The organism is Stenotrophomonas sp. GD03654 (genome assembly GCF_029845105.1).
Taxonomy (GTDB): Bacteria; Pseudomonadota; Gammaproteobacteria; order Xanthomonadales; family Xanthomonadaceae; genus Stenotrophomonas; species Stenotrophomonas africana.
This window is the reverse complement of sequence record NZ_JAOCLC010000059.1, coordinates 1-21,775: the sequence shown is the minus strand read 5'-3', so window position 1 is coordinate 21,775 and position 21,775 is coordinate 1. Positions and strand designations below refer to the sequence as shown.

The 21,775-nt window shown below is 66.0% G+C and carries 18 protein-coding genes and 7 tRNA genes; 12 read left to right on the top strand and 13 right to left on the bottom strand.

From position 1 onward, the window contains the following. Positions 1-9: 9 nt before the first annotated feature. The 5 genes from adiC to N5J73_RS18705 all read right to left on the bottom strand — a co-directional run bounded on the left by adiC (position 10) and on the right by N5J73_RS18705 (position 6,204). On the bottom strand, positions 10-1,362 hold the full coding sequence (gene adiC / locus N5J73_RS18725) for an arginine/agmatine antiporter (protein ID WP_049449277.1): 1,353 nt from the start codon (positions 1,360-1,362) through the stop codon (positions 10-12). A gap of 77 nt (positions 1,363-1,439) precedes the next feature. Further along, entirely contained in the window at positions 1,440-2,873 is a 1,434-nt protein-coding gene (locus tag N5J73_RS18720; RefSeq protein WP_049449280.1) for a DcaP family trimeric outer membrane transporter, read from the bottom strand. 512 nt (positions 2,874-3,385) lie between these two features. After that, positions 3,386-4,222 (bottom strand): thiol:disulfide interchange protein DsbG, encoded by an 837-nt coding sequence (dsbG, locus tag N5J73_RS18715; RefSeq protein ID WP_049449281.1) that lies wholly within the window; start codon positions 4,220-4,222, stop codon positions 3,386-3,388. Between the two features lie 30 nt (positions 4,223-4,252). Then, the gene (locus N5J73_RS18710) at positions 4,253-5,056 is read right to left on the bottom strand and encodes a TlpA disulfide reductase family protein (protein ID WP_049449283.1); all 804 of its coding nucleotides are present in this window, start codon (positions 5,054-5,056) and stop codon (positions 4,253-4,255) included. 80 nt (positions 5,057-5,136) lie between these two features. Next, complete coding sequence (locus N5J73_RS18705) at positions 5,137-6,204, bottom strand: helix-turn-helix domain-containing protein (protein WP_049449285.1); 1,068 nt, start codon at positions 6,202-6,204, stop codon at positions 5,137-5,139. 185 nt (positions 6,205-6,389) lie between these two features. Here N5J73_RS18705 and N5J73_RS18700 point away from each other — a divergent pair, with 185 nt between their 5' ends. The 7 genes from N5J73_RS18700 (at position 6,390) to N5J73_RS18670 (ending at position 7,726) form a co-directional block, all read left to right on the top strand. Continuing rightward, complete coding sequence (locus N5J73_RS18700; protein ID WP_049449287.1) at positions 6,390-6,788, top strand: heavy metal-responsive transcriptional regulator; 399 nt, start codon at positions 6,390-6,392, stop codon at positions 6,786-6,788. 103 nt (positions 6,789-6,891) lie between these two features. Next, positions 6,892-6,967: transfer RNA gene (locus N5J73_RS18695), tRNA-Ala, on the top strand. 54 nt (positions 6,968-7,021) lie between these two features. Then, positions 7,022-7,097: transfer RNA gene (locus N5J73_RS18690), tRNA-Glu, on the top strand. 184 nt (positions 7,098-7,281) lie between these two features. Continuing rightward, positions 7,282-7,357: transfer RNA gene (locus tag N5J73_RS18685), tRNA-Ala, on the top strand. A 49-nt stretch (positions 7,358-7,406) separates the two neighbouring features. Beyond that, positions 7,407-7,482 (top strand) — tRNA-Glu (locus N5J73_RS18680). 45 nt (positions 7,483-7,527) lie between these two features. Further along, positions 7,528-7,603: transfer RNA gene (locus N5J73_RS18675), tRNA-Ala, on the top strand. Between the two features lie 47 nt (positions 7,604-7,650). Then, positions 7,651-7,726: transfer RNA gene (locus tag N5J73_RS18670), tRNA-Glu, on the top strand. Between the two features lie 143 nt (positions 7,727-7,869). On the opposite strand, the gene N5J73_RS18665 is transcribed toward N5J73_RS18670, so the two are convergent. After that, positions 7,870-8,286: a GNAT family N-acetyltransferase gene (locus N5J73_RS18665; RefSeq protein WP_049443549.1), complete on the bottom strand. Its 417-nt coding sequence runs from the start codon at positions 8,284-8,286 to the stop codon at positions 7,870-7,872. 77 nt (positions 8,287-8,363) lie between these two features. On the opposite strand from N5J73_RS18665, the gene N5J73_RS18660 reads away from it, so the two are divergent. Next, positions 8,364-9,320, top strand: coding sequence for an SOS response-associated peptidase family protein (locus N5J73_RS18660; RefSeq protein ID WP_049443547.1), 957 nt, complete (start codon positions 8,364-8,366; stop codon positions 9,318-9,320). Positions 9,321-9,330: 10 nt separating this feature from the next. Here N5J73_RS18660 and N5J73_RS18655 read toward each other — a convergent pair whose 3' ends face one another. Then, positions 9,331-9,711 (bottom strand): response regulator, encoded by a 381-nt coding sequence (locus N5J73_RS18655; protein WP_049443545.1) that lies wholly within the window; start codon positions 9,709-9,711, stop codon positions 9,331-9,333. A 132-nt stretch (positions 9,712-9,843) separates the two neighbouring features. Here N5J73_RS18655 and N5J73_RS18650 point away from each other — a divergent pair. From N5J73_RS18650 to N5J73_RS18640, 3 genes are all read left to right on the top strand, one after another. Then, a tRNA-Leu gene (locus tag N5J73_RS18650) sits at positions 9,844-9,929 on the top strand. A 70-nt stretch (positions 9,930-9,999) separates the two neighbouring features. Further along, positions 10,000-10,545 carry a GNAT family protein gene (locus tag N5J73_RS18645; protein ID WP_049443543.1) on the top strand — a complete coding sequence of 182 codons (546 nt, stop codon included), beginning with the start codon at positions 10,000-10,002 and terminating at the stop codon, positions 10,543-10,545. 114 nt (positions 10,546-10,659) lie between these two features. Continuing rightward, complete coding sequence (locus N5J73_RS18640; RefSeq protein WP_049443541.1) at positions 10,660-12,099, top strand: GGDEF domain-containing protein; 1,440 nt, start codon at positions 10,660-10,662, stop codon at positions 12,097-12,099. Here N5J73_RS18640 and N5J73_RS18635 read toward each other — a convergent pair. After that, positions 12,096-13,922, bottom strand: a complete 1,827-nt coding sequence (locus N5J73_RS18635; protein ID WP_049443538.1) for a methyl-accepting chemotaxis protein — start codon at positions 13,920-13,922, stop codon at positions 12,096-12,098. The two genes, N5J73_RS18640 and N5J73_RS18635, sit on opposite strands and share 4 nt — an antisense overlap. A 254-nt stretch (positions 13,923-14,176) precedes the next feature. Further along, positions 14,177-14,761 carry a GNAT family N-acetyltransferase gene (locus N5J73_RS18630; RefSeq protein WP_239508902.1) on the bottom strand — a complete coding sequence of 195 codons (585 nt, stop codon included), beginning with the start codon at positions 14,759-14,761 and terminating at the stop codon, positions 14,177-14,179. A gap of 111 nt (positions 14,762-14,872) precedes the next feature. On the opposite strand from N5J73_RS18630, the gene N5J73_RS18625 reads away from it, so the two are divergent. Continuing rightward, entirely contained in the window at positions 14,873-15,961 is a 1,089-nt protein-coding gene (locus N5J73_RS18625; RefSeq protein WP_049443536.1) for a DUF5694 domain-containing protein, read from the top strand. A gap of 38 nt (positions 15,962-15,999) precedes the next feature. Here N5J73_RS18625 and N5J73_RS18620 read toward each other — a convergent pair whose 3' ends face one another. The 4 genes from N5J73_RS18620 to N5J73_RS18605 form a co-directional block, all read right to left on the bottom strand. After that, positions 16,000-16,230: a hypothetical protein gene (locus N5J73_RS18620; RefSeq protein ID WP_049443534.1), complete on the bottom strand. Its 231-nt coding sequence runs from the start codon at positions 16,228-16,230 to the stop codon at positions 16,000-16,002. Between the two features lie 62 nt (positions 16,231-16,292). Further along, positions 16,293-18,482 (bottom strand): PAS domain S-box protein, encoded by a 2,190-nt coding sequence (locus N5J73_RS18615; RefSeq protein ID WP_049443533.1) that lies wholly within the window; start codon positions 18,480-18,482, stop codon positions 16,293-16,295. A 207-nt stretch (positions 18,483-18,689) separates the two neighbouring features. After that, positions 18,690-21,077 (bottom strand): Tex family protein, encoded by a 2,388-nt coding sequence (locus N5J73_RS18610; protein WP_049443531.1) that lies wholly within the window; start codon positions 21,075-21,077, stop codon positions 18,690-18,692. A gap of 207 nt (positions 21,078-21,284) precedes the next feature. Then, a complete protein-coding gene (locus N5J73_RS18605; RefSeq protein ID WP_005410085.1) occupies positions 21,285-21,500 on the bottom strand; it encodes a hypothetical protein in 216 nt (71 codons plus the stop codon). Positions 21,501-21,775: the final 275 nt, after the last annotated feature.

Here is a 21,775-nt window from a genome sequence, read left to right as displayed (position 1 = left end):
TTGTCGAACTCAGGAACGCTGGGCGCCGGCGCTGATCGCCGATGCCTCGCGGGCGCGCTGCCGCTGCTGGCGGCGCTCCTCGCTGAAGAAGGGATAGAACACGGTGATGAACAGCACGAACAGGAAGGCGTACTGCACGATGGTTCCCGACGAGCCGTAGATCGCCCACAGGCAGTACACAACGGTCAGGCTGGTCAGGGTCCAGAACGCACCGGTGTGGACCAGGGTGTGCGAGCGCTCGACCACGAAGTAGCAGGCCACGCACGAGTAGATGTAAGGCAGCAGGGTCAGCACCACGGCAGCCGACGTGATCACGTCGAACTGGGCCGACGCGGTTTCCGACGTGGAAGTGACCAGCACCGCCAGGGTCATCAGCACCGCAACGATCAGCACGCCCTTGACCGGCACGTCGTCCTTGTTGGTCTTGCTGAAGATGCTCGGGAACAGGCCGTCATCGGAGGCCGCCTTGGCACTCTGTGCGGTCAGCAGGATCCAGCCGCCCAGCGAACCGGCAGCACCGATGAAGGCACACAGACTGACCAGCGCACCGCCCCAGCCACCCACGGCCTTGGCCGCGGCCAGCGCGAACGGCGCATCGGACACCTGCAGCTCCGAGTTCGGCACCATGCCCATGATCACCGAGGAACTGGCGATGTACGCGACGGCGGCCAGGAACACACCGGCCAGGGTGGCGCGGGCCACGTTCTTTTCCGGGTTCTCGACCACGCCAGCAGTCACCGAAGCCGACTCGACACCAATGAAAGCCCACAGGGTGAGGGCTGCAGCACTGGAGATCGCGCCGAAGTTCGACTCACCGGACACGTTGTAGGCACCCTTGAAGATGTCGGCATCGAAGAAGAACCAGCCGAAGATGGCGATGCCAAGGATCGGCACCAGCGCAAAGCTGGTGGTGACCGTCTGCACGCGGCTGACGAAGGCCGGGCCGATCATGTTGGCGAAGCTCAGCGCCCACACCAGGATCAGCACCGCGATGCAGCGCACCAGCGGCTCGGACAGGATCGGGAAGAAGTAGCTGAAATAGCCGACCGCCGCGATCGGGATGGCGACGTTGCCGATCCAGTTGGCGAACCAGTAGATGGTATTGGTCTGGAAGCCCATGTATGGCCCGAACCAGTCACGCGCGTAGGCATAGGGACCGCCTGCCTTGGGCGCCAGCTTGCCCAGCTTGGCGAACACGAAGGCCAGCAACAGCGCACCGGCGGTGGTGATCAGCCAGCCCCAGATCGAGGCGGTACCGATCTTGGCCAGGCTGGAGGGCAACAGGAACACGCCTGAGCCCATCATGTTGCCGGCGACGAGGAAGGTGGCTCCGACCACCCCGATTTTCTTTGCTTCTGCCATGACAATCTCCTGTACAGGCATGAGCCCGGTGCAGCCGGGCGTGGGGACGGGTTACGCTGGCGTACGACCGCTGGCGTCTATTTGATGAAGTTGTATTGCAGGCTCCCCTGCACCCGGACCGTGTCGCCGCGCGCGCCGCCCTGCTGTTCCAGGCGGCCGTACAGCAGCTCCATGCCCATCGTCCACGAGGGCGCCGGGCTCCAGATCAGGTTGAACACGCCGTAGCGGCTCTGCCGGAAAGCCTCGGCCGCCAGCGCGGCATTCCGCTCCAGGGTCAGCTGGCCGAAGATCAGGTTCGAACGCCACAGCTCGGACCAGTAATGCGTGTAGCCGACGAAGCCGCCGTGCAGGTCGAGCGCGTCGAGGCGGCCATCGGCACCGACCACCGCGTCCAGCCCGGAGCCGGTCAGGTCGGCGGTATAGCGGCTGAGGCCGCGCCCGCCGAGCACGCCAAACAGCACCAGGTCGCGCTCGCCCGCCGATGCCGAACCACTGAGCTGCAGGCCGCCGGCCATGCGCCGGTCACGCTCGCCGTCGCCGTCATAGGCCAGGCTGCGTGCCACCGCACCCAGCTGCAGGTGGCCCCAATCACGCTCCATGCGCGCGGTCACCGTCACATCAGGAAGCCGGTTCACCGCGGCCCGCTCATCGCTGGCACCCGCCAGTTCGGTCTTCGGATCTTCGGCGGCGACGGTCAGGGTGTTGCCCTTGCCCATCGCAAAGCTGTGGTGAATGCCCGCCACCAGCAGGTATCCAGCACCGCCAGGCCCTGCGAAATCCAAAGTGTCGGGCAGGCTGTCCGCATCCATGAAGCTGGAGTAGCCGTAGCCGGCGTAGGTATTGCCCAGCTGGCCATAGGCATGGCGCAGGCGGAATTCGTAGCCGTCACTGCTGCCGAAGAAGTCGTTCTCGAGGTAGAAGCGCAGGTTGCCGTGCGTGGTCGGGCGCCGCGCCTCGAAGCTGAAGCGGGTCTGCTTGGCATGGATGTTGAAGTTGGAAACATCGCGATGGCTGCCACCCACCGGCATCGACGAGGGAATGAACTGATCCTCGTCACCCGCTGCACGCGAATCGGCAATGGCATCCAGCTTGGCGTAGCCGCCGATGCGGATCACCGTGTCGGTACCGGGAATGGCGAAGAAGCCCTTCAGGTCAGGATCGGTTGGACCAGCCGCACTGTCCGGTCGCGATGCGGCGGTGGACGGATCGGCCACCGATTCGCGTTGCGGCAGTACGGGTTGTGCCACGCCCGGCACCTGGGTGGGATGCAGCAGATGGGTAGTGCTGGCGGGCGCGACCACCGATGCGGGCGCCTGCGCAGTGGCGGGCCCAACAGCTCCATCGCGCTGCTCGAGGCGATCCAACCGCTGCTGCATGCCCTCCAGCGCCTGGCGCATGGCCGCAATCTCACGACGCAGCGCCTGTGCGTCCTCCTTGTCGACTGTCTGTGCATACGCCGGCGTGATCGCCAGTGCGGTCAAGCAGGCCAGACTCAGTACCGCCACGCGCATTGCATCCTCCCTGGACGAACACTTGATTCGCGCTGACGGGACGCACGCATGTGCCACCCCGGCTTCGCGCCGCTGTTGCTGGAAATGCGGATACTGCGTCGACGACACCGGTCAGCCTGCGCATGACAGACAACAGGACCGTGACACTGCCCTGCCTGTACCGATGTCGACGCCATCAAGGCCGCGCTGCCAGAGAGGTGGCGACCGCAGCGGTCTGGGTAACAAGCGCAGGGTGAGAGTGTCGTGAATGGCTGAGCCGACCGGCCCCGATCAGGGCTTGGCGAGCGCGACATCCATCGCGCGTTGACGCTGTAATCCATGCGTCAAAGGCTAGCTCACCTGTCGTTTTTGGCCTTGATTGGAATCAAGGCGCGAGGCTTGATGTCAGTCACTATTCAGACGTGACGACGAACAGATGATGCGCAGGCCGCACATCGTTCCTGATCACGGAAAGCAACAGGCCCGCATGCTGCCATGCGGGCCCGTGGGTCATTCACGATGAAAGGCGCAACTCAGCGTGGGCCCAGCACCGTCTGCAGGTCAGCGCCCTGCGGCAGGCCGGCTCGACGCTGCACCTGGCCCTGTGCGTCCTGGAACAGGATGCCCGGCGTGCCCTGGAAGCCCATCTCGATCATCAACACCTGGTTGGCGTCGAGCTTGCCGGCGATCTCACGGCTGATGTTCGGCAGCGCCTTGATGCCACCGCGATCAAAATCGTGCTCGTTCTGCAGCAGCGCCGCGCTCGGGTCACGTGCAGCGAGGATGGCCGCCGCCTTGGCCGGGCTGTCCTCGCGGATGACGCCGACCATGATGTGACGCAGCTGCACCTTGCCGGCATCGACCCACGGCCGTGCGGCTTCCCAGAACTTGTGACAGTACGGACAGTTGGCATCACTGAAGGTATAGACCACGCGCGGCGCATCGGCCTTGCCGTCACGCACCCAGGCACTGGCCTCCAGCTTGGTCCACATCTTGGCCGACATCGGCGCGGCAACCAGTTTCTCCACGGCTTCGGCCGCGACGTCATTGCCCTCGGCATCAAACAGGCTGCCCACCAGTACGTGCTTGCCATCGGCCGTGACATAGGCCGCGGCCGGTTGCTGGCCACCCACCACGCCCGCAAAGCCACGCAGGCCACCCGGCGCATCGAACTCGGCAACCACCTCGAAACCGTGCTTCTCGATACCCTTCAGCACGGCAGGACGGTCACCCTTGGTCGCAGCAGCCGGAGCAGTTGCTGCCGGGGCCGCCTTGCCCGGTGGGGTCTGGGCCTGGCTGCAGGCGGCCAATGCCAGCATGACCGGCAGCAACAGCACCGCCGGAGCGATGCGCATGGAAGTCGACAACATGGGAACTCCGTAGTGAGATGCCCGGGCAGGCTACCGCAGCCGGCGCAGTTTGTGTTCAAGACCGGCCGCAGTCAGTTCGCCCAGGTGCAGTTCACGCAGGCGCCCGTCGGCATCGAAGAAGAGCGTGGAAGGATAGGCCTGCACGCCCAGCACAGTTGAAGCGGCAGTGTCATCGTCCAGCAACACGTTGCCCAGCGCCAGTCGTTCGCTGGCGAGGAAACCTTGGACCTCATCCAGGGTTTCACCCTGATTGAGGAACACGAACTGCACATCGGCATGTGCCTGCTGTGCCACCGCCAACACGGGCATTTCGCGCCGGCAGGGCCCGCACCATGTGGCCCACAGATTCAGCACCAGCGGCTTGCCCCGGAACTGCTGCAGATCGACCTCGCCGCCTTGAAGGTCCGTTACCTGCAACACCGGCAATGGCATCTGCCGCTCCTGCCAGGCCGACAGCACCTGACCGCCACCCGCCCAGAGCAGCACGCCGATCAGAGCGCTGATCAGCACCGGCATACGCAGCGTGGGCCACGGCCGCAAGCGCCACAAACCCCATGCCAGTCCTGCCACCAGCACCACCACCAGGTGATAGCCACCGTCGGCGATCTGCAGAATGCTCCAGGGAGCTTCGCGATAGAGCGCGATGTTCAGGGCGACAAAACTGAGGCGGCCACACAACAGGCCGATCAGCAGCATGTCCAACACCATGCTTGCTGCCGATGGCAGCGGTCTTTCGTCTTCCCTCCGTGGCCACAGACGGGCCACAGCCATCGCCAGCAACATGCAAACGAGGATCAACACCACCGGCATGGGTACCGGTCCAACACTCGACATCAATCCACCTGCTCAATCGTCCACTGCCTGCATGGTCGAAGCGTCGCGCCCAGGTTGCAAGCGCCGCCCGATATCAGGCATCACGCGGCACTTCGCCCCAACTGCACGCCCGACGGTGCCTGCAACCCGCGCAGACTGCCTGCGACCGAGGGCATCAGAGGCCTCTCTCGCCGCTTGCTGCTGACGTGGCGACGATAGTTGGCCGGCGTCATGCCCACGATACGAAGGAACAGGCGCCGGAAAGCGCTCTGATCGGCATAGCCCACGCCCCAGGCAACTTCGTCGATACCGGCCCCCTGTTGCAGCAGGGTCTGGGCCTTGGCAATGCGCAGCCGCTGGCAGTACTCGATCGGGCGCAGACCGGTGGCCCGGAGAAAACGTCGCTGCAGCGTGCGCGGCTCCAACCCGGAAACCTCACAGATGGCCGCCAGGGTGGCGCCTCGTGCCGCAGTGGTATGCAGCCACCGCTGCGCCTTCAGCACATCGCGATCGCCATGGGCGAAATTGGCACTGAAACGCTCCAGATCCTGCTGGATGCCCGCTGGCACGGTGATGCCCAGCTGTTGCGCGACCGCGCTCGCCACCCCCTGCCCGTGCAGCCGGTACAGCAGCCGCAGGCCCAGGAATCGCCAGGCCTGCAAACCGCCGACCGTCAGCAGATCGCCATCGTCAACCAGCGCACGCTCACTGGGTACCCAGCTCATCGACTGCGCCTGCAATCCGGGATGCCGCACCAGATCGGGCCCGCTGACCGTTCGCCCGGCCAGCAGGCCGGCACGCGCCAGCACACTCACCCCATCGCTGGCGGCCGCCAGCAGGCTGCCACCGTCGTAGTGGGCACGCAGCCAGTCCAGCAGGACTTCTTCGGCACGCAGGCAGGTTCCGGGACTGATCTGGCCGGGAACCGCGATCACCGCAGGAATGGCGGCTTCGAGCATTTCCGCACCGGCAATGCGATGCACGCCGGTCTGGCTGGCCGGTACGATCCAGCGCGTAACCAGTACGCGCTTGAACGGTCGGCGCTGCTGCTGGGCGAGGCGATTGGCGACGTGGGCCATTTCCGCCAGCACCGATGCCGCGGACGGGTCGCCTCCCGGGTACTCGACCACCGCGACCTCGACGAATCCTTCGTTCCTGATTCCATCCACTGACCACCTCCTCGGTTCGTTGCAGGCCATTGAATGGCCGGTTCAGGCGAAGGGTAGGAACTGGTCCGACGGCAGGGCTATGAAGAAAGTTGCAAAGTGCGCTGAATGCGCACATCGGCGCAAAGCCTTGACCCTCGACCAGACTCAAGGCTTCACAATGGCCACAGCATCCGCAGGAATCCGCGATGAACATTGGACAACTGGCCCGCCAGGCGGGCGTGCCGATCGACACGGTGCGCTACTACGAGCGGCAGCAGCTGCTGCCGACAGCGGCCCGCTCGGCCGGGGGCTACCGCATCTTCGGTGAGCCGGACCTGCGCCGGCTGCGCTTCATCCGCCGTGCCAAGGCGCTGGGCTTCAGCCTGGAGGAAATCGGCGAACTGCTCGCACTCAGCGATCGCCATCAGCAGGACATGGGCAGCGTGCGCGACACTGCGCAGGCCCGCCTGCAGGACATCGCGCGACGGATGGCCGAGCTGCAGCGCATGCACGCCGCGCTGTCACAGCTGGTCGACGCCTGCCCCGGCCACGGCTCGCTGGACCAGTGCCCGATTCTGGCGGCACTGACCGACGACAATGCATAAGCATGGACGACCGATAACGGCGTTGCGGCGCACGTGAAGAAAAGTGCAACAAATGCTTGCCAACCCCCTGGGGCAAGGCTATTATTTCGCTCCTCAGCGACGTGGGGCCATAGCTCAGCTGGGAGAGCGCCTGCATGGCATGCAGGAGGTCAGCGGTTCGATCCCGCTTGGCTCCACCAATCTTTCGACATTAGGCCGTCGAAAGGTCGCTAAAGAACATTGATGAGAATTGCGTCCCCATCGTCTAGAGGCCTAGGACATCACCCTTTCACGGTGGCGACCGGGGTTCGAATCCCCGTGGGGACGCCACTCATCACGAACAACGAGGACCCGGCCGATAACCGGGTCTTTTTTGTTCACCGCCTACCGGCATTCAGCTTGTGGCGTTGCGGTTCCCCTGCCCTCGTGGTTGCGGTTGAACCGGAACGAAAAAAGTTCAAAAAAGACTTCCACAAACGTGAACACGCAGGTATGATAGGCGGCTCGGTAACACGGGGCCATAGCTCAGCTGGGAGAGCGCCTGCATGGCATGCAGGAGGTCAGCGGTTCGATCCCGCTTGGCTCCACCACTTTCGACATTAGGCCGTCGAAGGTTCTACAACTTGAAGTTTTTCGTGCGTCCCCATCGTCTAGAGGCCTAGGACATCACCCTTTCACGGTGGCGACCGGGGTTCGAATCCCCGTGGGGACGCCAGTTTCAAAACGGACTCTGCTCCCGGCAGATCATCCGGAGTTTCATGGGGCCATAGCTCAGCTGGGAGAGCGCCTGCATGGCATGCAGGAGGTCAGCGGTTCGATCCCGCTTGGCTCCACCACTTCGACATTAGGCCGTCGAAGCATCTACAACTTGAAGTTTTCGTGCGTCCCCATCGTCTAGAGGCCTAGGACATCACCCTTTCACGGTGGCGACCGGGGTTCGAATCCCCGTGGGGACGCCAATTATTTGAAACCCCGGCTTCGGCCGGGGTTTTTCTTTGCCTGCGATCTGCCGTCAAACCGTCCTATTCATGCATGGCATGGATCTACCGGGCTCCTGCAGTAGATCCGCGCCATGCATGGATGGCCTCACCTCGACCACACCTCAGAACCGGCGATACATTCCGATCGATGCCGGCGCGGTGGGCGCGAAACCAAACTGCGCGTACAAACGATGCGCTTCACCATCGGCGAGCAGGCTGACGTATGCCGACGGCGGCAGGTTCGCCTGCATCCAGCCATCCAGGCGGCGCATCACCTCCTTGCCCAGCCCCTGTCCCTGCAGCCGTGGCAGCACGGCGATATCGCAGACCTGCAGGTGGCAACCGCCATCACCCACGATGCGCCCCATCGCCACCAGCTCGCTGCCCTGGTACGCACAGACACCAAACAGCGTATTGGGCAGTGCGCGCGTTGCCGCCTCCTGGCTCTTGGCGCTGAGGCCCGCCAGTACACGCAGCTGGCAGTAGTCCTCGACCGTGGGCACGCCCTCGCGGAATTGGCAGGCGATGGAATTGTTCATGCAGTATCTCCCTGTAGGTCGGGCTATCCTGCCGCATCCACGTCGCAGCCGCTGCGACCCATGCCGGCAGAACATCCATGTGCTATTCCGCCCTGATCCGCGCCGACTACGCCAAGCTGGTCCGCGAGTTCGGCGCCATCCTGTCGTTGGAAGAATTCGCGGAGCTGTACGCACACGATCCCGGCAAGAAGCGCCCGAAGACGCCCAAGGCCATGGACGACGGCTTTGCCGCTGCGCGCACCGAGCAGGGCCGTGACATCGTTGCAAAGATCCAGCAATGGCATGCGCAGGAACGCCAGGATCTCGAGGCGGAGCTGTCGCGCCAGCGCGAGCGGCGCGATATCGCCAACGCCACCCTGGCGACCCGCCCCACCCAGAAGGCACGCAACGACCTGCGCGTGGCCGGCAATCGCATCGAGCGCGCGCAGTCCCGCCTGGAAGACCTGCACCGGGTACAGCTGCTGCCACGCGACAACCGCATCTTCCCAGGCACCTACGCACCGGTGATGGTCAGCGAGAACGGCAAGCGCGTGATCAAGCCGATGCGTTACCAGTGCCGGCTGCCGGACAAGCCCGCGCGCAACGACGTGCTTTATCCGGGTACCTACAACGCGCGGCGCGACAGCCTGGAAGGCTATTGGCGCGGCGCGTTCGGCCTGCGCCATGGCGTGGTGGTGGTGCAGGCGTTCTACGAACACGTACCCCGCCACGCCATCGCCGGGCGCACGCTCGACGCCGGCGAGAAGGAGGATGACGTGGTGCTGGAGTTCCGCCCCGATCCACAGCGCGACCTGCTGCTGGCCTGCCTGTGGGCGGAATGGGAGGGCCCGGAAGGTCGCCTGCTGTCATTCGCCACGATCACCGACACCCCTCCACACGACGTCGCCGCTGCAGGCCACGACCGCGGCGTCGTGCCGATCCGCAGGGAGCACCTGGACGCCTGGCTCAATCCCGATCCGGATGACCTGGCCCGGCAGTACCGGATCCTCGACGACCGTGAGGACATCCGCTACGTGTACGAGGAAGCAGGCTGAAACACAGGCCTCAGGCCTTGACCCGGGAGCGACCCACGGCACGCACCAGCGCCTGGCACAGATCCGCCGACAGGTACGGCTTGACCAGCAGCACGCCGGTCAGCATCGACGCCGGCAACTGCTCGGCCAGCATCCCGGTCGCCAGTACGAACGGCACACCGCGTGCCGACAACGCGGCAGCCACCGGCTCACTGGTCTCGTTCCGGGCCAAGCGGTAATCGAGCAGAGCCACGTCTGGAGAGCTTTCCTTCAACAGGCGCAGTGCCTCATCCACGCTCGCCGCCAACCCGACCACGGTCGCGCCGGCATGCACCAGCTGCATCTGCAGCAGTGCGGCACTCATCTCGTCGTTCTCGACCACCAGCACCCTCAGGTCCTGCAACACTGTCATCGGCTACCGCTCCTGGAGGCATTCAAGCCGCCGCAGTATAGCCATCACAGAGCCGATGCCGACAGGAAGCGCCCCGATCGGCCTTGCCTCTATGAAAGCCCTGCCGACCTCGGTTACACTCGCACGCTGCCTGCCGGTGTGGCGGAATGGTATACGCAGCTGACTCAAAATCAGCCGGGGGTGACCCCATGAAGGTTCGAGTCCTTTCACCGGCACCACAGCATCAAAGGCCAGGTCCCCGACCTGGCCTTTTGCTTTTCCAGGCACGGAGTGACCACACTGCCCGGCATGCCTGCCTCACGTCTGCCGTCACTTCCAGACACCCTGCCCGCACGCCTGCGCGCCCTGCGGGTGGATGATGCGGCCGCATGGTCCCGCTACCTGTCTCTACCGGGCGTGATCGAACACACCAGCTGGAACGAGGTCTCGGAAGCCGCATTGCGCCAGCTGATCGCCGGTTACCTGCCCACGTCCCCCGACCAGCGCTGGGGACTGGTGGATTCAGGCGACCGGCTGATCGGCACCTTCGGCCTGAACGGCATCGACCTCCTGCATGGCCGCGGCGAGCTCGCCTATGACCTCGACCCCCACTGGCAGGGACAGGGATTGGCCACGCAGGCGGCACGCGCGGTGCTTGAATGGGGTCATTCCGCACGCGCCCTGGTCCGTATCCAGGCGACCGTGCTGGACAGCAACATCCGCTCGATCGCCGTGCTGGAACGCCTGGGCATGCAGCGCGAAGGGCTCCTGAGCGCCTACCGGCGGGTACGGGGACAGCCCCGTGACTTTTGGATGTACGCCCACCTCAAAGGCATGGCTAGGTCATCCCCCTGACACACAATTGCGACTTTCGACAAGGTTCGCATTCGATGCGCATCACACTTTTCTTGCCAGCCGCAGGTACATCTGCCTATCGTGATCCCGCCGTATCTGTGGGCGGGGGAATGCATGACGCTGCGTGCTGCACTGTTTTTTCTGGTCGTGCACGCGCTTGCCATCGCTTTGATCGGCCCCCAGGACCCGGTCGGCTCCTACCTCCTGCTGATCTCCGCGCCGCTGCTGGCCGCATTGGCCTGTCTGCGGCGCGCACGCTGCAGCCAGGCCGCCTGCCAATGGCGGACGCTGGGCGCCGCCGTCGCCCTGTTCGCGCTTGCATTGCTGGCCCTGCTGTACCGGAACGTGGCCGGCCTCTCCCCTGCGCAGATGACCGCCTCATCGTTGATCCTGTACGTGTTCTACCGGATTCCACTCATCTACGCCGCTGCCAGCCCGGGGGGCGGGAACCGCTACATCCGTGCAGTGGACTTCGGGATCATCGCGCTGCTGTGGTTGCTGTACTACATGCATGCGCGGGCAATGGCTCCGTTGAACACCGCCTTGTGGACGCAATGCCTGAACACCATGAGCAACGTGCAGAACAGCCTGGTGTTCTGCTTCGCACTGATCCGCTTCCTGGCCGAGGACAATGCGGATCGCCGGGATTTTTTCCGGACGCTGACGATCTACGCGCTGGGTTACTTCCTGCTGGCCTTCTACATCAACACCTACCAGCCGCAGGCGCCGGACGGCAACTGGCAGGACCTGCTGATCAGCGGACTGTTCGTACTGCTGGCGATCATGGCAGGCAGCAACCGCCGCCGCCCTGCAGCGCCGGTATCGCCCAACCTGCGCCGCATCGTCGATGCCGGTGTGCCGCTGATGCTGCCGCTGCTGCTGATGATGGTGGCGCTGCTGGTCGCACGCCTGCAGCCGACCCTGGCCACGATCGGATTCATCGGCGCCCTGCTCGGCTATGCGCTGCGCAGCGTGCTGAGCCAGGCCGAGATCCAGCGCCAGCGCGATGAGCTGGAAACGCTGGCCCGGCGCGATCCGCTGACCGGGCTGGGCAACCGGCGCAGCTTCGATGAATCGCTTGGCGCGGCCCACCGCCGCGCCCGCCGCCAGGGCCTGGGCCTGGCCGTGCTGATGATCGACATCGATCACTTCAAGCGGCTCAATGACACCTACGGTCACCCTGAGGGCGACCGCCGCCTGCGCGCCGTTGCCGCGATCCTCGACGGCTGCCTGCAGCGCGGTGATGACCTGCTGGCCCGCTACGGCGGCGAGGAGTTCATCGCCGCCCTGCCCTCATCCGACACCTCGCATGCACTGGATCTGGGCGAGCGACTGCGCGCTGCCGTCGAATACGCGGCGTTGCCCGCCCCGGACGGCCACGTGACCATCAGCGTCGGCGTCGCCTGGCAGTCCGCCAGCGACGAGCGCGAGCCGGATGATCTGGTCGACCGCGCCGACCAGGCCCTGTACCGGGCCAAGCACGCCGGCCGCAACTGCGTGCAGCTCGCCCCGGCCAAGGCGGCCGGGGTCGCGACTGCCGGACGCCGCGCCTAGACCGCGTGCAACGCGGCCACCCCATGCGGATGGCCGCCCCCGCCCTGCACACGGAAGCTCGCCACGGTCTGCAGCAGCTGCGCCGACTGTTCCTCCATGCTGCGTGCCGCCGCCGAGGCCTCCTCGACCAGCGCTGCGTTCTGCTGGGTTCCCTGGTCGATCAGATCGACCGCATGGTTCATCTGCTGGATGTCATCACTCTGCTGCTGCGAGGCGGTACTGATCTCGGTCATCAGGTCGCTCACCCGGCGGACGTTGGTCACGATTTCATCCATGGTGCGGCCCGCGCTCTCGACCTGGGCGGTGCCGGCCCCCACATTGGCAACAGACTCGTCGATCAGGTGCTTGATCTCCTTGGCTGCGCTGGCCGAACGCTGCGACAGCTCGCGGATCTCGGTGGCGACCACGGCGAAGCCACGGCCGTGCTCACCGGCACGTGCGGCCTCCACCGCTGCATTCAGCGCCAGGATATTGGTCTGGAAGGCGATGCCGTCGATCACGCCGATGATGTCGACGATGCGCCGCGACGACGCATTGATCACCGCCATTGTCTCGACCACCTCATGCACCACGCTGCCACCACGCGCAGCGACATCGGCCGCACCACCGGCCAGCTGGGTGGCCTGGCGGGCGTTGGTGGCGGTGCGCTGCACGGTCTCGGCCAGGCCCTTCATCGAAACAGCGGTCTCCTCCAGCGAGGCGGCCTGCTGTTCGGTGCGCTGCGACAGATCGCTGTTGCCCTGCGCGATTTCGGTCGCGCCCACCGCAATGGTGTCGGCAGCGAACTTGATCTGGCCAATGATCGCCGCCATCGCCTCGACCAGCGAGTTCACGCCCTCGCACAGCTCCGCGATCGAACCCTGCTTGTCCTTCATCGCAATGCGCCGGGTCAGATCGCCCTGCTTGGCAGCCGCCACCACCTCCCGGGTCTGCGCCACCGCGCGCTGCATGGCCTGGTTCTCATGCACCTGCGCGGTGATGTCGGTCGCGTACTTGACGACCTTGAACGGCTTCCCGTTGAGGTCGAGGATGGGGTTGTAGGAGGCCTGGATCCATACCTCGCGCCCGCCCTTGCCCAAGCGACGATATTGGCCGGCATCGTATTCGCCGCGTCCGAGTTTCTCCCAGAAGCGACGATACTCATCACTGCTGCGGTGATCCGGCTCGACAAACAGCGAATGATGCTGCCCGCGCACTTCATCCAGGCTGTAGCCGGTGACCGTGAGGAAGTTCTCGTTGGCCGAGAGAATGCGCCCATCCATGCTGAATTCGATCACCGCCTGCGATTTGGCGATCGCGGCCAGCTGCCCGGCCGAATCGGCCGCCTGCAGTTTCTGCGCGGTGATGTCGGTGGCGAACTTGACCACCTTGTACGGCCGTCCCTGACGATCCAGGACCGGGTTGTACGACGCCTGGATCCAGATCTCGCGCTGGCCCTTGCCGAAGCGCCGATACTGTCCGGCGTCATATTCGCCGCGCCCCAACCGCGCCCAGAAGTCGCGGTATTCGGCGCTGCGCGCCTGCTCGGCATCGACGAACAGTGAATGGTGCTTGCCCTGGATCTCCTCCAGCCGGTAGCCCATTGCCTGCAGGAAATTGTCGTTGGCCTGCAGGATGGTGCCATCGAGCGCGAACTCGATGACCGCCTGCACGCGATGCAGCGCCGCGACCTGCGCTTCCAGTTCGGCGCGGTCGGTTGCCGCCGGCTCGGTGCGGGTGCGCTGATGCGGAGCAAGGGCGCCCAGCAGCGCGCGCCACGGCGACCAACGGGTATGCAGCTCGGCCGGCGCCTGCGCGCCCGCCGTGAAGCCTGGAATGAGCATTGTCTGATCCTCGGTGTCCGGTAAGCGGTTGCGACCCGACGGGCGGGATGCCCGGCGGCAACTTCAGTTGCTTGGGACTACAGGTACCGGCAGGCACCCCTCGAGCGGCTGGCAAGAACGTCTGGTGCGGGTGCGATCGGCATAGGCAACGGCGGAACACACAGCGCGGACCGCCCATCGGGGGCAGCCTGGGGTCCTGCAGCGGGGGACTGGAGCGGGATCCAGAGGGGATATCGGCGATGGGATTCGGGGCTTTAGCGGGATTCCGCGACGTCCGTCGCAACTCCAGGCATGCGCGCAGGAATGCGATAGACGATCGCCGTGTACTTCACTTCCTGCTCACGCGCGACGGGCACGCCCCCCAGGGATTCGGCCAGACGCCGGCTCGGCGCGTTCTGCTCGGCCACCGGATAGCGGAATGCCGCGCATCGCAGGCGCCCGGAAGCCCACGACCACACCGCCGCCACGGCTTCCCGGCCGTAGCCCTGGCCATGCATCGCTTCATCGATCCAGATGCCGAGTTCGGGTTCGGCGTCCATGGTTCGATGCAGGCCGGCCAGACCAAGGAAGGCGCCATCGTCACGTCGGCGGATGACAAAGGTGATGTCCGTCCCCTCGGCGATGGTGGGCAACCACGCCTGCCAGACCGCAGTGAAGGCCTGCTCCGACGGCGGCGGCTCGAAGGCCATGTAGCGTGTCAGCCCCGGCGTGATCGCTGCGAACACCTCATCGGCATCCTCCGCCGTGAAAGGCCGCAGGCACAACCTCGCACTTTCGATCACCCGGTTGCCTGAGGTCATGTCCTGCACCACGATTTCATTGCATCCAGCCTCGCTCATGAGGCGCGTGCAGCGCAAGCCGAAAGGGCCATGACCAACGGGGGATTCCCGGACGCCGGGAAACGGCCAGCATGCAGTGATCTGAAGGATATTCACGGACACGGAGATCACATGCTTACACGCTTGGCCAGCTACCTCTTCCTGGGACTGTGCAGTACCGGTGCCCTGGCTGCCGATGCCGCCTATCGGCCGTCCTTCCATCCCGACCAGCTGAAGGGTCCGCCTGCCGGTCGCCCGAACGAGGTACTGGTGCTGGGCAGCCCGCACCTGTCCAGCCTGCCGAAGACCTTCAAGCCAGCAATGCTGGAGCCCCTGCTGCAGCGACTGCAGGCCTGGCAGCCAACGGTGATCGCGGTGGAGAACCTGTCCGGCCTGCAGTGCGACTTCATGCGCCGCAATCCAGGCCGCTACGCCGGAAGTGTCGAGGACTACTGCGTCGATCCAGCACCGGCGCAGGCCGCGACCGGCCTGGACGTTCCCAGCGCCAATGCCGAGATGGAACGCCTGCTTGCGGACTGGCCGAGCGAACCCAGCGCCGCCCAGCGGCGCCGATTGGCCGCGGTTTTCCTCGCTGCGGGCGAGAACGGTTCGGCCGTCGTGCAGTGGCTGCGGTTACCCAGTGAAGAGCGTCGTGCCGGTGACAGCCTGACGCCCGAGCTGGTGCGCTACCTCGACACCCGCATGGCCAGGCCGGACGAAGTGGGCATGGTCGCAGGGGTACTGGCCGCACGGCTGGGGCTGGAACGGCTGTGGTCGGTCGACGACCACACCGCGGATTCGCCCACGCCGGAATCGCGAAGGAAAGCCTACATCGCAGCCATCCGGGCCGCCTGGGACAATCCATTCGTCAAGACGCGAATGGCCGCTGACGAGCCGCTCGAAGCCAACCTCGACAAACCCGAGGGGCTGCTCGCGATGTATCGCGCCTACAACACCTCGGACGCCGCGATGATGGCTTACAACAGCGACTTCGGTGCGACCCTGGTGGAACCATCTCCCGAGGGCTTCGGCCGCAACTATGTGGGCTACTGGGAAACCCGCAACCTGCGCATGGTCGCCAACATGCGGGATGTGCTGGGCCAGCACCCAGGCACCCGCATGCTGACCATCGTCGGCGCCTCGCACAAGGGCTACTACGAGGCTTACCTCAACCTGATGCACGATGTGCAGCTGGTCAGTTCGGATGAAGTATTACGCTGACGCAACATGACATGGGGATGCGGTCACCCTCCACCGCATCACTCCACTGCGTTCCTGCCCGCCCGCCACAACACGATGCTGGCGGCACCGATGCAGGACAGCGTGAACACCAGCAGGGCGGCCGCGCCGCCCTGCAGTACAGGCAGCAGGGCCTGCGCGTGCAGATCGCCGCGCAGCTGTTCCGCACGCAGGCAGGCGGCCAGGGCCAGGCACCAGCCAACCAGAGCCGGGGCGAAGGCACGCACCGTTACCGGATTGCAGACATTCATGGGGTCACCTGTACGAGGGGAAGTGCGCGGAGTATTCGCGCACGCCCTCTCACAGACTGAGATCAGCCGTCGGCCGGGTCGATGTCGTCGCCCGGCAGCTCACTGGCCTCGCCCTGCACCTGCACGTTGTTGCGACCCATTGCCTTGGCCCGGTAGCACTGGGCATCAGCCGCCGCCACAGCCTGGTCCACGCTCATCCCACCCGCCAGTGGCGCGATACCGATGCTGGCGCCCACATGCAGGCGGTCCCGGTCCCACGGAATCGACAGCGATGCCAAGGTGTGCAGCAGTTCACCGCCGATGCGGGCCGCGCGGCGCGGCGTACACCCGGAAAGGATCACCGCGAACTCGTCGCCGCCCAGCCGCGCCACCACGTCCGAATCGCGCACCCCGTGACGCAGCACGCTGGCCACCGCCCACAGCACGGCATCGCCGGCCAGATGGCCCCAGGTGTCATTGATCGGCTTGAACCTGTCCAGATCGATGTACATCAGCGACGCGGCCTGGCCGGTACGTTCAACGCGGGTGATCGCCTGCTGCAGGTGCACCTCGAAGCCACGGCGGTTGCTCAGTTCGGTCAGCGGGTCGATCTCGGCCAGGTGCCGTGCCTCGCGCTGGCGGGCACGCTGCTGGGTATCGTCGCGCAGCACCCAGACCGCGCCGCGAACGTGGCCCTCGTCATCGCGCAACCAGGCGCGGGTGAGGTCCACCGGCACCGTGGCAGTACCCAGGCGCAGCAGCAGGTCGGCATGCAGGTCCACCGCGTTGCTTTCCGGATCCAGCAGTACCGACACGTCCAGCACCGACCCCGGCGCGTACTCGGTGGTCAACGCCAGCACGTCCTGCACCTTGTGCCCGGCCAGCGACAGCGCACCGTCGCCCGCCAACGTGCGCACCGCGGCGGCATTGGCATAGTCGATACGGCCATCCAGGCTGACACTGAGCACCAGGTCGGCCACCGCATCCAGCGTGATACGGCTGCGCTGCTCGCTCTCGAACAGGCGCTGCTCGCTGCTGCGCTGGGCGCTGATGTCCTGGATCTGCGACACGAAATGCAGCGGCTCGCCGTGCTCGTTGCGCACCAGCGATACCGACAGCCGCGCCCAGATCACGCGTCCATCGCGATCGAGGTAGCGTTTCTCCAGGTGGTAGTGGCTGCGCCGCCCAGCCAGCAGGTCCTGCACCAGGGCCAGATCGGTCTGCAGGTCATCGGGATGGGTCAGCCGCTGGAAATCGACCTGCAGCAGCTCTTCGCGGGGGTAGCCCAGGATCCGGCACAGTGCGTCATTGACGTCCAGCCAGCGGCCTTCCAGCGACACCAGCGCCATGCCCAGCGCCGCACTGGTGAACGCGCCGGCGAACTTTTCCGCCGACAGGCGCGCCTCGGCGCGCGCCTGCAGGATCTCGGTAATGTCGATCGCCATGCCGACGTAGCCGATACGCGCTCCGTTGGCGCCTTCCATGCGGCTGATCGACAGGCGCACCTGGCGTGACTGGCCATCCTTGCGCCGCAGCGTCCATTGCCGCGAGTAGGTCTGTCCGTCAGCACGCGCGCTCAGCGCCTCGAACACGCCGGGCAGATTGCCATCAGCATCGGCCAGCGGCTGCAACCAGGCCTGCAGTTCGGCCGGATCATGGAAGGCATCGAGGCGGCGCTGGCCGACGACCTCCGACGCGGTGTAACCGAGCAGGCGCTGTGCGCCGGTATTGAACAGGGTGATGGTGCCGTCGGTATCGGTGGCGATCACCGCAACCTCGTCAGAGGCATCGACCACCGCCTGCAGGCGCTGGCGGGTCTCGGCCGCATCCTGGCGGGCCTGCTGCAGCTCGGTCACATCCGCATGGGCACCGGCCATCCACAGCGGTTTGCCCTGCCCATCCCACTCAAAGACCCGGCCGCGGTCCTGGATCCAGATCCACTGGCCGTTCTTGTGGCGCATGCGCAGCAGGCAGGCGTAGTTGTCGGCGCGCCCTTCAAAATGCTCATCCAGCGCTGCATCGGACACCGCGATGTCATCCGGGTGCACCAGCTTCAGGAAGGTCTTCTGGCAGATCGGTTCCAGTTCTTCCAGGCGGTAGCCGACGATCTCGGCCCAGCGCGCGTTGACCCGCATCTCGCCGGTCTGCACGTTCCATTCCCAGGTGCCCGCAGCAGTGCCATCGATGATCATCGCCAGCCGGCGGCGCTCTTCGGACAGCTCCTGCAGGCGCCGCTCAAGCAGCCCGTTGCCGTTGTTTCCCTGGCCCGCCATCACTCCGGTCCCCTGCCGGCACGGGCAGGCGCCGACCGCAGCGAAACGCTGCAGCCTGCGACGAAGACGGCGGGTCGTGCTGGCGTCATGGCCCTCCCCAGCGACAGCGGGGAGGCCGAACGCCCCCCTCAGGCGCAAGTGTGCGCAATCACGGGGAAAACCGACAAGTCCCCCGCCCCGGATCAACCGTGACGGGGGGCACGATCCTCAGCTGCGCCTGGCCCGTGCAAAGGCCTCGGCCAGGGCGTTGTTGGCCGGCGGCGCGGACTGGGCGGGACGGCTGGCGGCGCCCTGGCCGCGGTTCGGCCCACGGTTCTGGCCGCCCGCGTCACGGCGAGGCCCCTGCCCCTGGCCTCGCTCATCGCGCTGGGCAGGGCGGCTCGTGGCCTGGCCGGGGGTATCGTCCAGGCGCCGGGTCAGGGCGATGCGCTTGCGCGCCACGTCCACCTCCAGCACCTTCACCTTGACGATGTCGCCGGCCTTGACCACGTCGCGCGGGTCCTTCACGAAGGTATCGGACAGCGCCGAGATGTGGATCAGGCCATCCTGGTGCACGCCGATATCGACAAAGGCACCGAAGGCGGCCACGTTGCTCACGACGCCTTCCAGCACCATGCCTTCGCGCAGGTCCTTGATGTCCTCGACGCCCTCGGCAAAGCGCGCGGCCTTGAACTCCGGACGCGGATCGCGGCCCGGCTTTTCCAGTTCCTTCAGGATGTCGCGCACGGTCGGCACGCCGAAGGTGTCGTCGGTGAACTGTTCTGCCTTCAGGCCACGCAGGAAGCTGCCATCACCGATCAGCGCCTTGATCGGGCGCGCGGTGCTGGCCACGATGCGCTCGACCACCGGATAGGCTTCCGGGTGCACCGCCGAGGCGTCCAGCGGCTGGTCACCATCGGCGATACGCAGGAAGCCCGCGCACTGTTCGAAGGTCTTCTCGCCCAGGCGCGCGACCTTGAGCAGGTCCTTGCGACGCTTGAACGGGCCGTTGTCGTCACGATGGCGCACGATGTTCTCGGCCACCGTGGCCGACAGGCCGGACACCCGCGACAGCAGCGCGGCCGAGGCGGTGTTCACGTACACGCCGACCGCGTTCACGCAGTCCTCCACGCGCGCGTCCAGCGCCCGCGCCAGCCGGTACTGATCCACGTCGTGCTGGTACTGGCCGACACCGATCGCCTTGGGATCGATCTTGACCAGTTCAGCCAGCGGGTCCTGCAGGCGGCGCGCGATCGACACCGCGCCACGCAGCGACACGTCCAGGCCCGGGAATTCCCTGGCCGCGAACTCGGAGGCCGAGTACACCGAGGCACCGGCCTCGCTGACCACCACCTTCTGCAGCTTCGGGTTGCCAGCGGCCTTGATCGCTTCGCCGGCCAGCTTGTCGGTCTCGCGGCTGGCGGTGCCGTTGCCGATCGCGATCAGCTCGACGTTGTGCTTGGCGCACAGCTGCTTGATCGTCTGCAGCGACTGCTCCCACTGACGGCGGGGTTCGTGCGGGTAGATGGTGTCGGTGGCGACCAGCTTGCCGGTGGCATCGACCACGGCGATCTTGCAACCGGTGCGGATACCCGGGTCCAGCCCGAGCACGGTCTTCGGGCCGGCCGGAGCCGCCAGCAGCAGGTCCTTCAGGTTGTCACCGAACACGGCGATGGCCTCGGCCTCGGCCTTCTCGCGGGCCTGGTTGAACAGGTCCAGCAACAGATGGGAGTGCAGCTTGGCGCGCCAGGTCAGGCGGCAGGCATCCAGCAGCCAACGGTCGGCGGCACGGCCCTGGTCGGCAATCCCGGCCTTGCGCGCCACGCGCCCTTCGGCGTACTGGTGGCCGGCCTCGGCATCGCTGCCCGGGTCCAGTTCCAGGAACAGGATCTCCTCACGGCGCGCACGGAACAGTGCCAGCAAGCGGTGCGATGGAATCTTCGCCAGCGCCTCGGCATGCTCGAAGTAATCGCGGTACTTGGCGCCTTCGGTTTCCCTGCCCTCGGCCACGCGGGCACGGATCACGCCGGTCTCGCCCAGCCAGGTGCGCAGCTCGCCGACCAGCGCGGCATCTTCGCCCCAGCGCTCCATCAGAATCGCGCGCGCGCCTTCCAGCGCGGCCTTGGTATCGGCCACGCCCTTGTCGGTGTCGACGAAGGTGGCCGCGAACGTCTGCGGGTCCTTCGTCGGGTCGGCCAGCAGGCCATCGGCCAGCGGCTCCAGGCCGGCCTCGCGGGCGATCTGGGCGCGGGTGCGGCGCTTGGGCTTGTACGGCAGGTACAGGTCTTCCAGGCGGCTCTTTGTATCGGCGGCCAGGATGTCGTTGCGCAGTTCGTCGCTGAGCTTGCCCTGCTCGCCGATGCTGGCCAGCACCGCCGCACGACGGTCCTCCAGCTCGCGCAGGTAGGTCAGGCGCACTTCCAGATTGCGCAGCTGGGTGTCGTCCAGGCCACCGGTCACTTCCTTGCGGTAGCGCGCAATGAACGGAACGCTGGCGCCCTCGTCGAGCAGCCCGACGGCGGCGCGTACCTGGGCGGACTGGGCACCGATCTCGTCGGCGATGGTCTGGGCGATCTGCTGGGCGAGCGCGCTCTGTGCGTTCTTGGCGTCGTGCATTGCTTCAGGTCTGTGCCGCGGTTCGGGAAGACCCCATTCTGGCAATCCACGACGGAGCCGGACAAGGCATTGACAGGGGGCGAGGTTCAGCGGCGGGGCCGGATTGGACGCCGGCATCCTGGCAACGAGAGGGCTCGGACTGGCCCTGGGCTGGGATGCCGGCGCGGGCGCGCGATGGTGGGCGCGCCCTGCCGCGTGTTGCGGAGGTCAGCGGTAGTGGCGGGCGGCGCGCTGCATGACGATCTCGTCACGCATGCCTTCCAGGGCCATCAGGCGGACCTTGCCGACACCCTGCAGTTCCATGAACCGCTCCGTGTAGAACTCCGGCCCCAGCGCGGTGTCGGCGCGGGATTTGCTGAAGCCGTAGGGCACCACGCCCTTCTCGCCATCCTTGCTACCACCGACATAAAGAACGATTGCCATGTGATGTATTCCTCCAAATTGCTACTGCGTACTGCACTCGATGAGCGATGCTGCGAGCTCATCGAGGGAGAGCTTACCGCGTCGAACCTGACTGGAACGTCACGAAGGCTAATGACGATCGGTTGCATGCAGATGACTGCGGGATCGCAGCAGAATGCTTACGGATCTTTAACTTTCGGCTAACGAATCCGCGGGGGATTCCCGCCAACGGCGCAGCCCCTCGTGGCTTGGTCGCGAAATGCGCTTCATGTGATTGGGTCGGTCGGGGTGGGTTC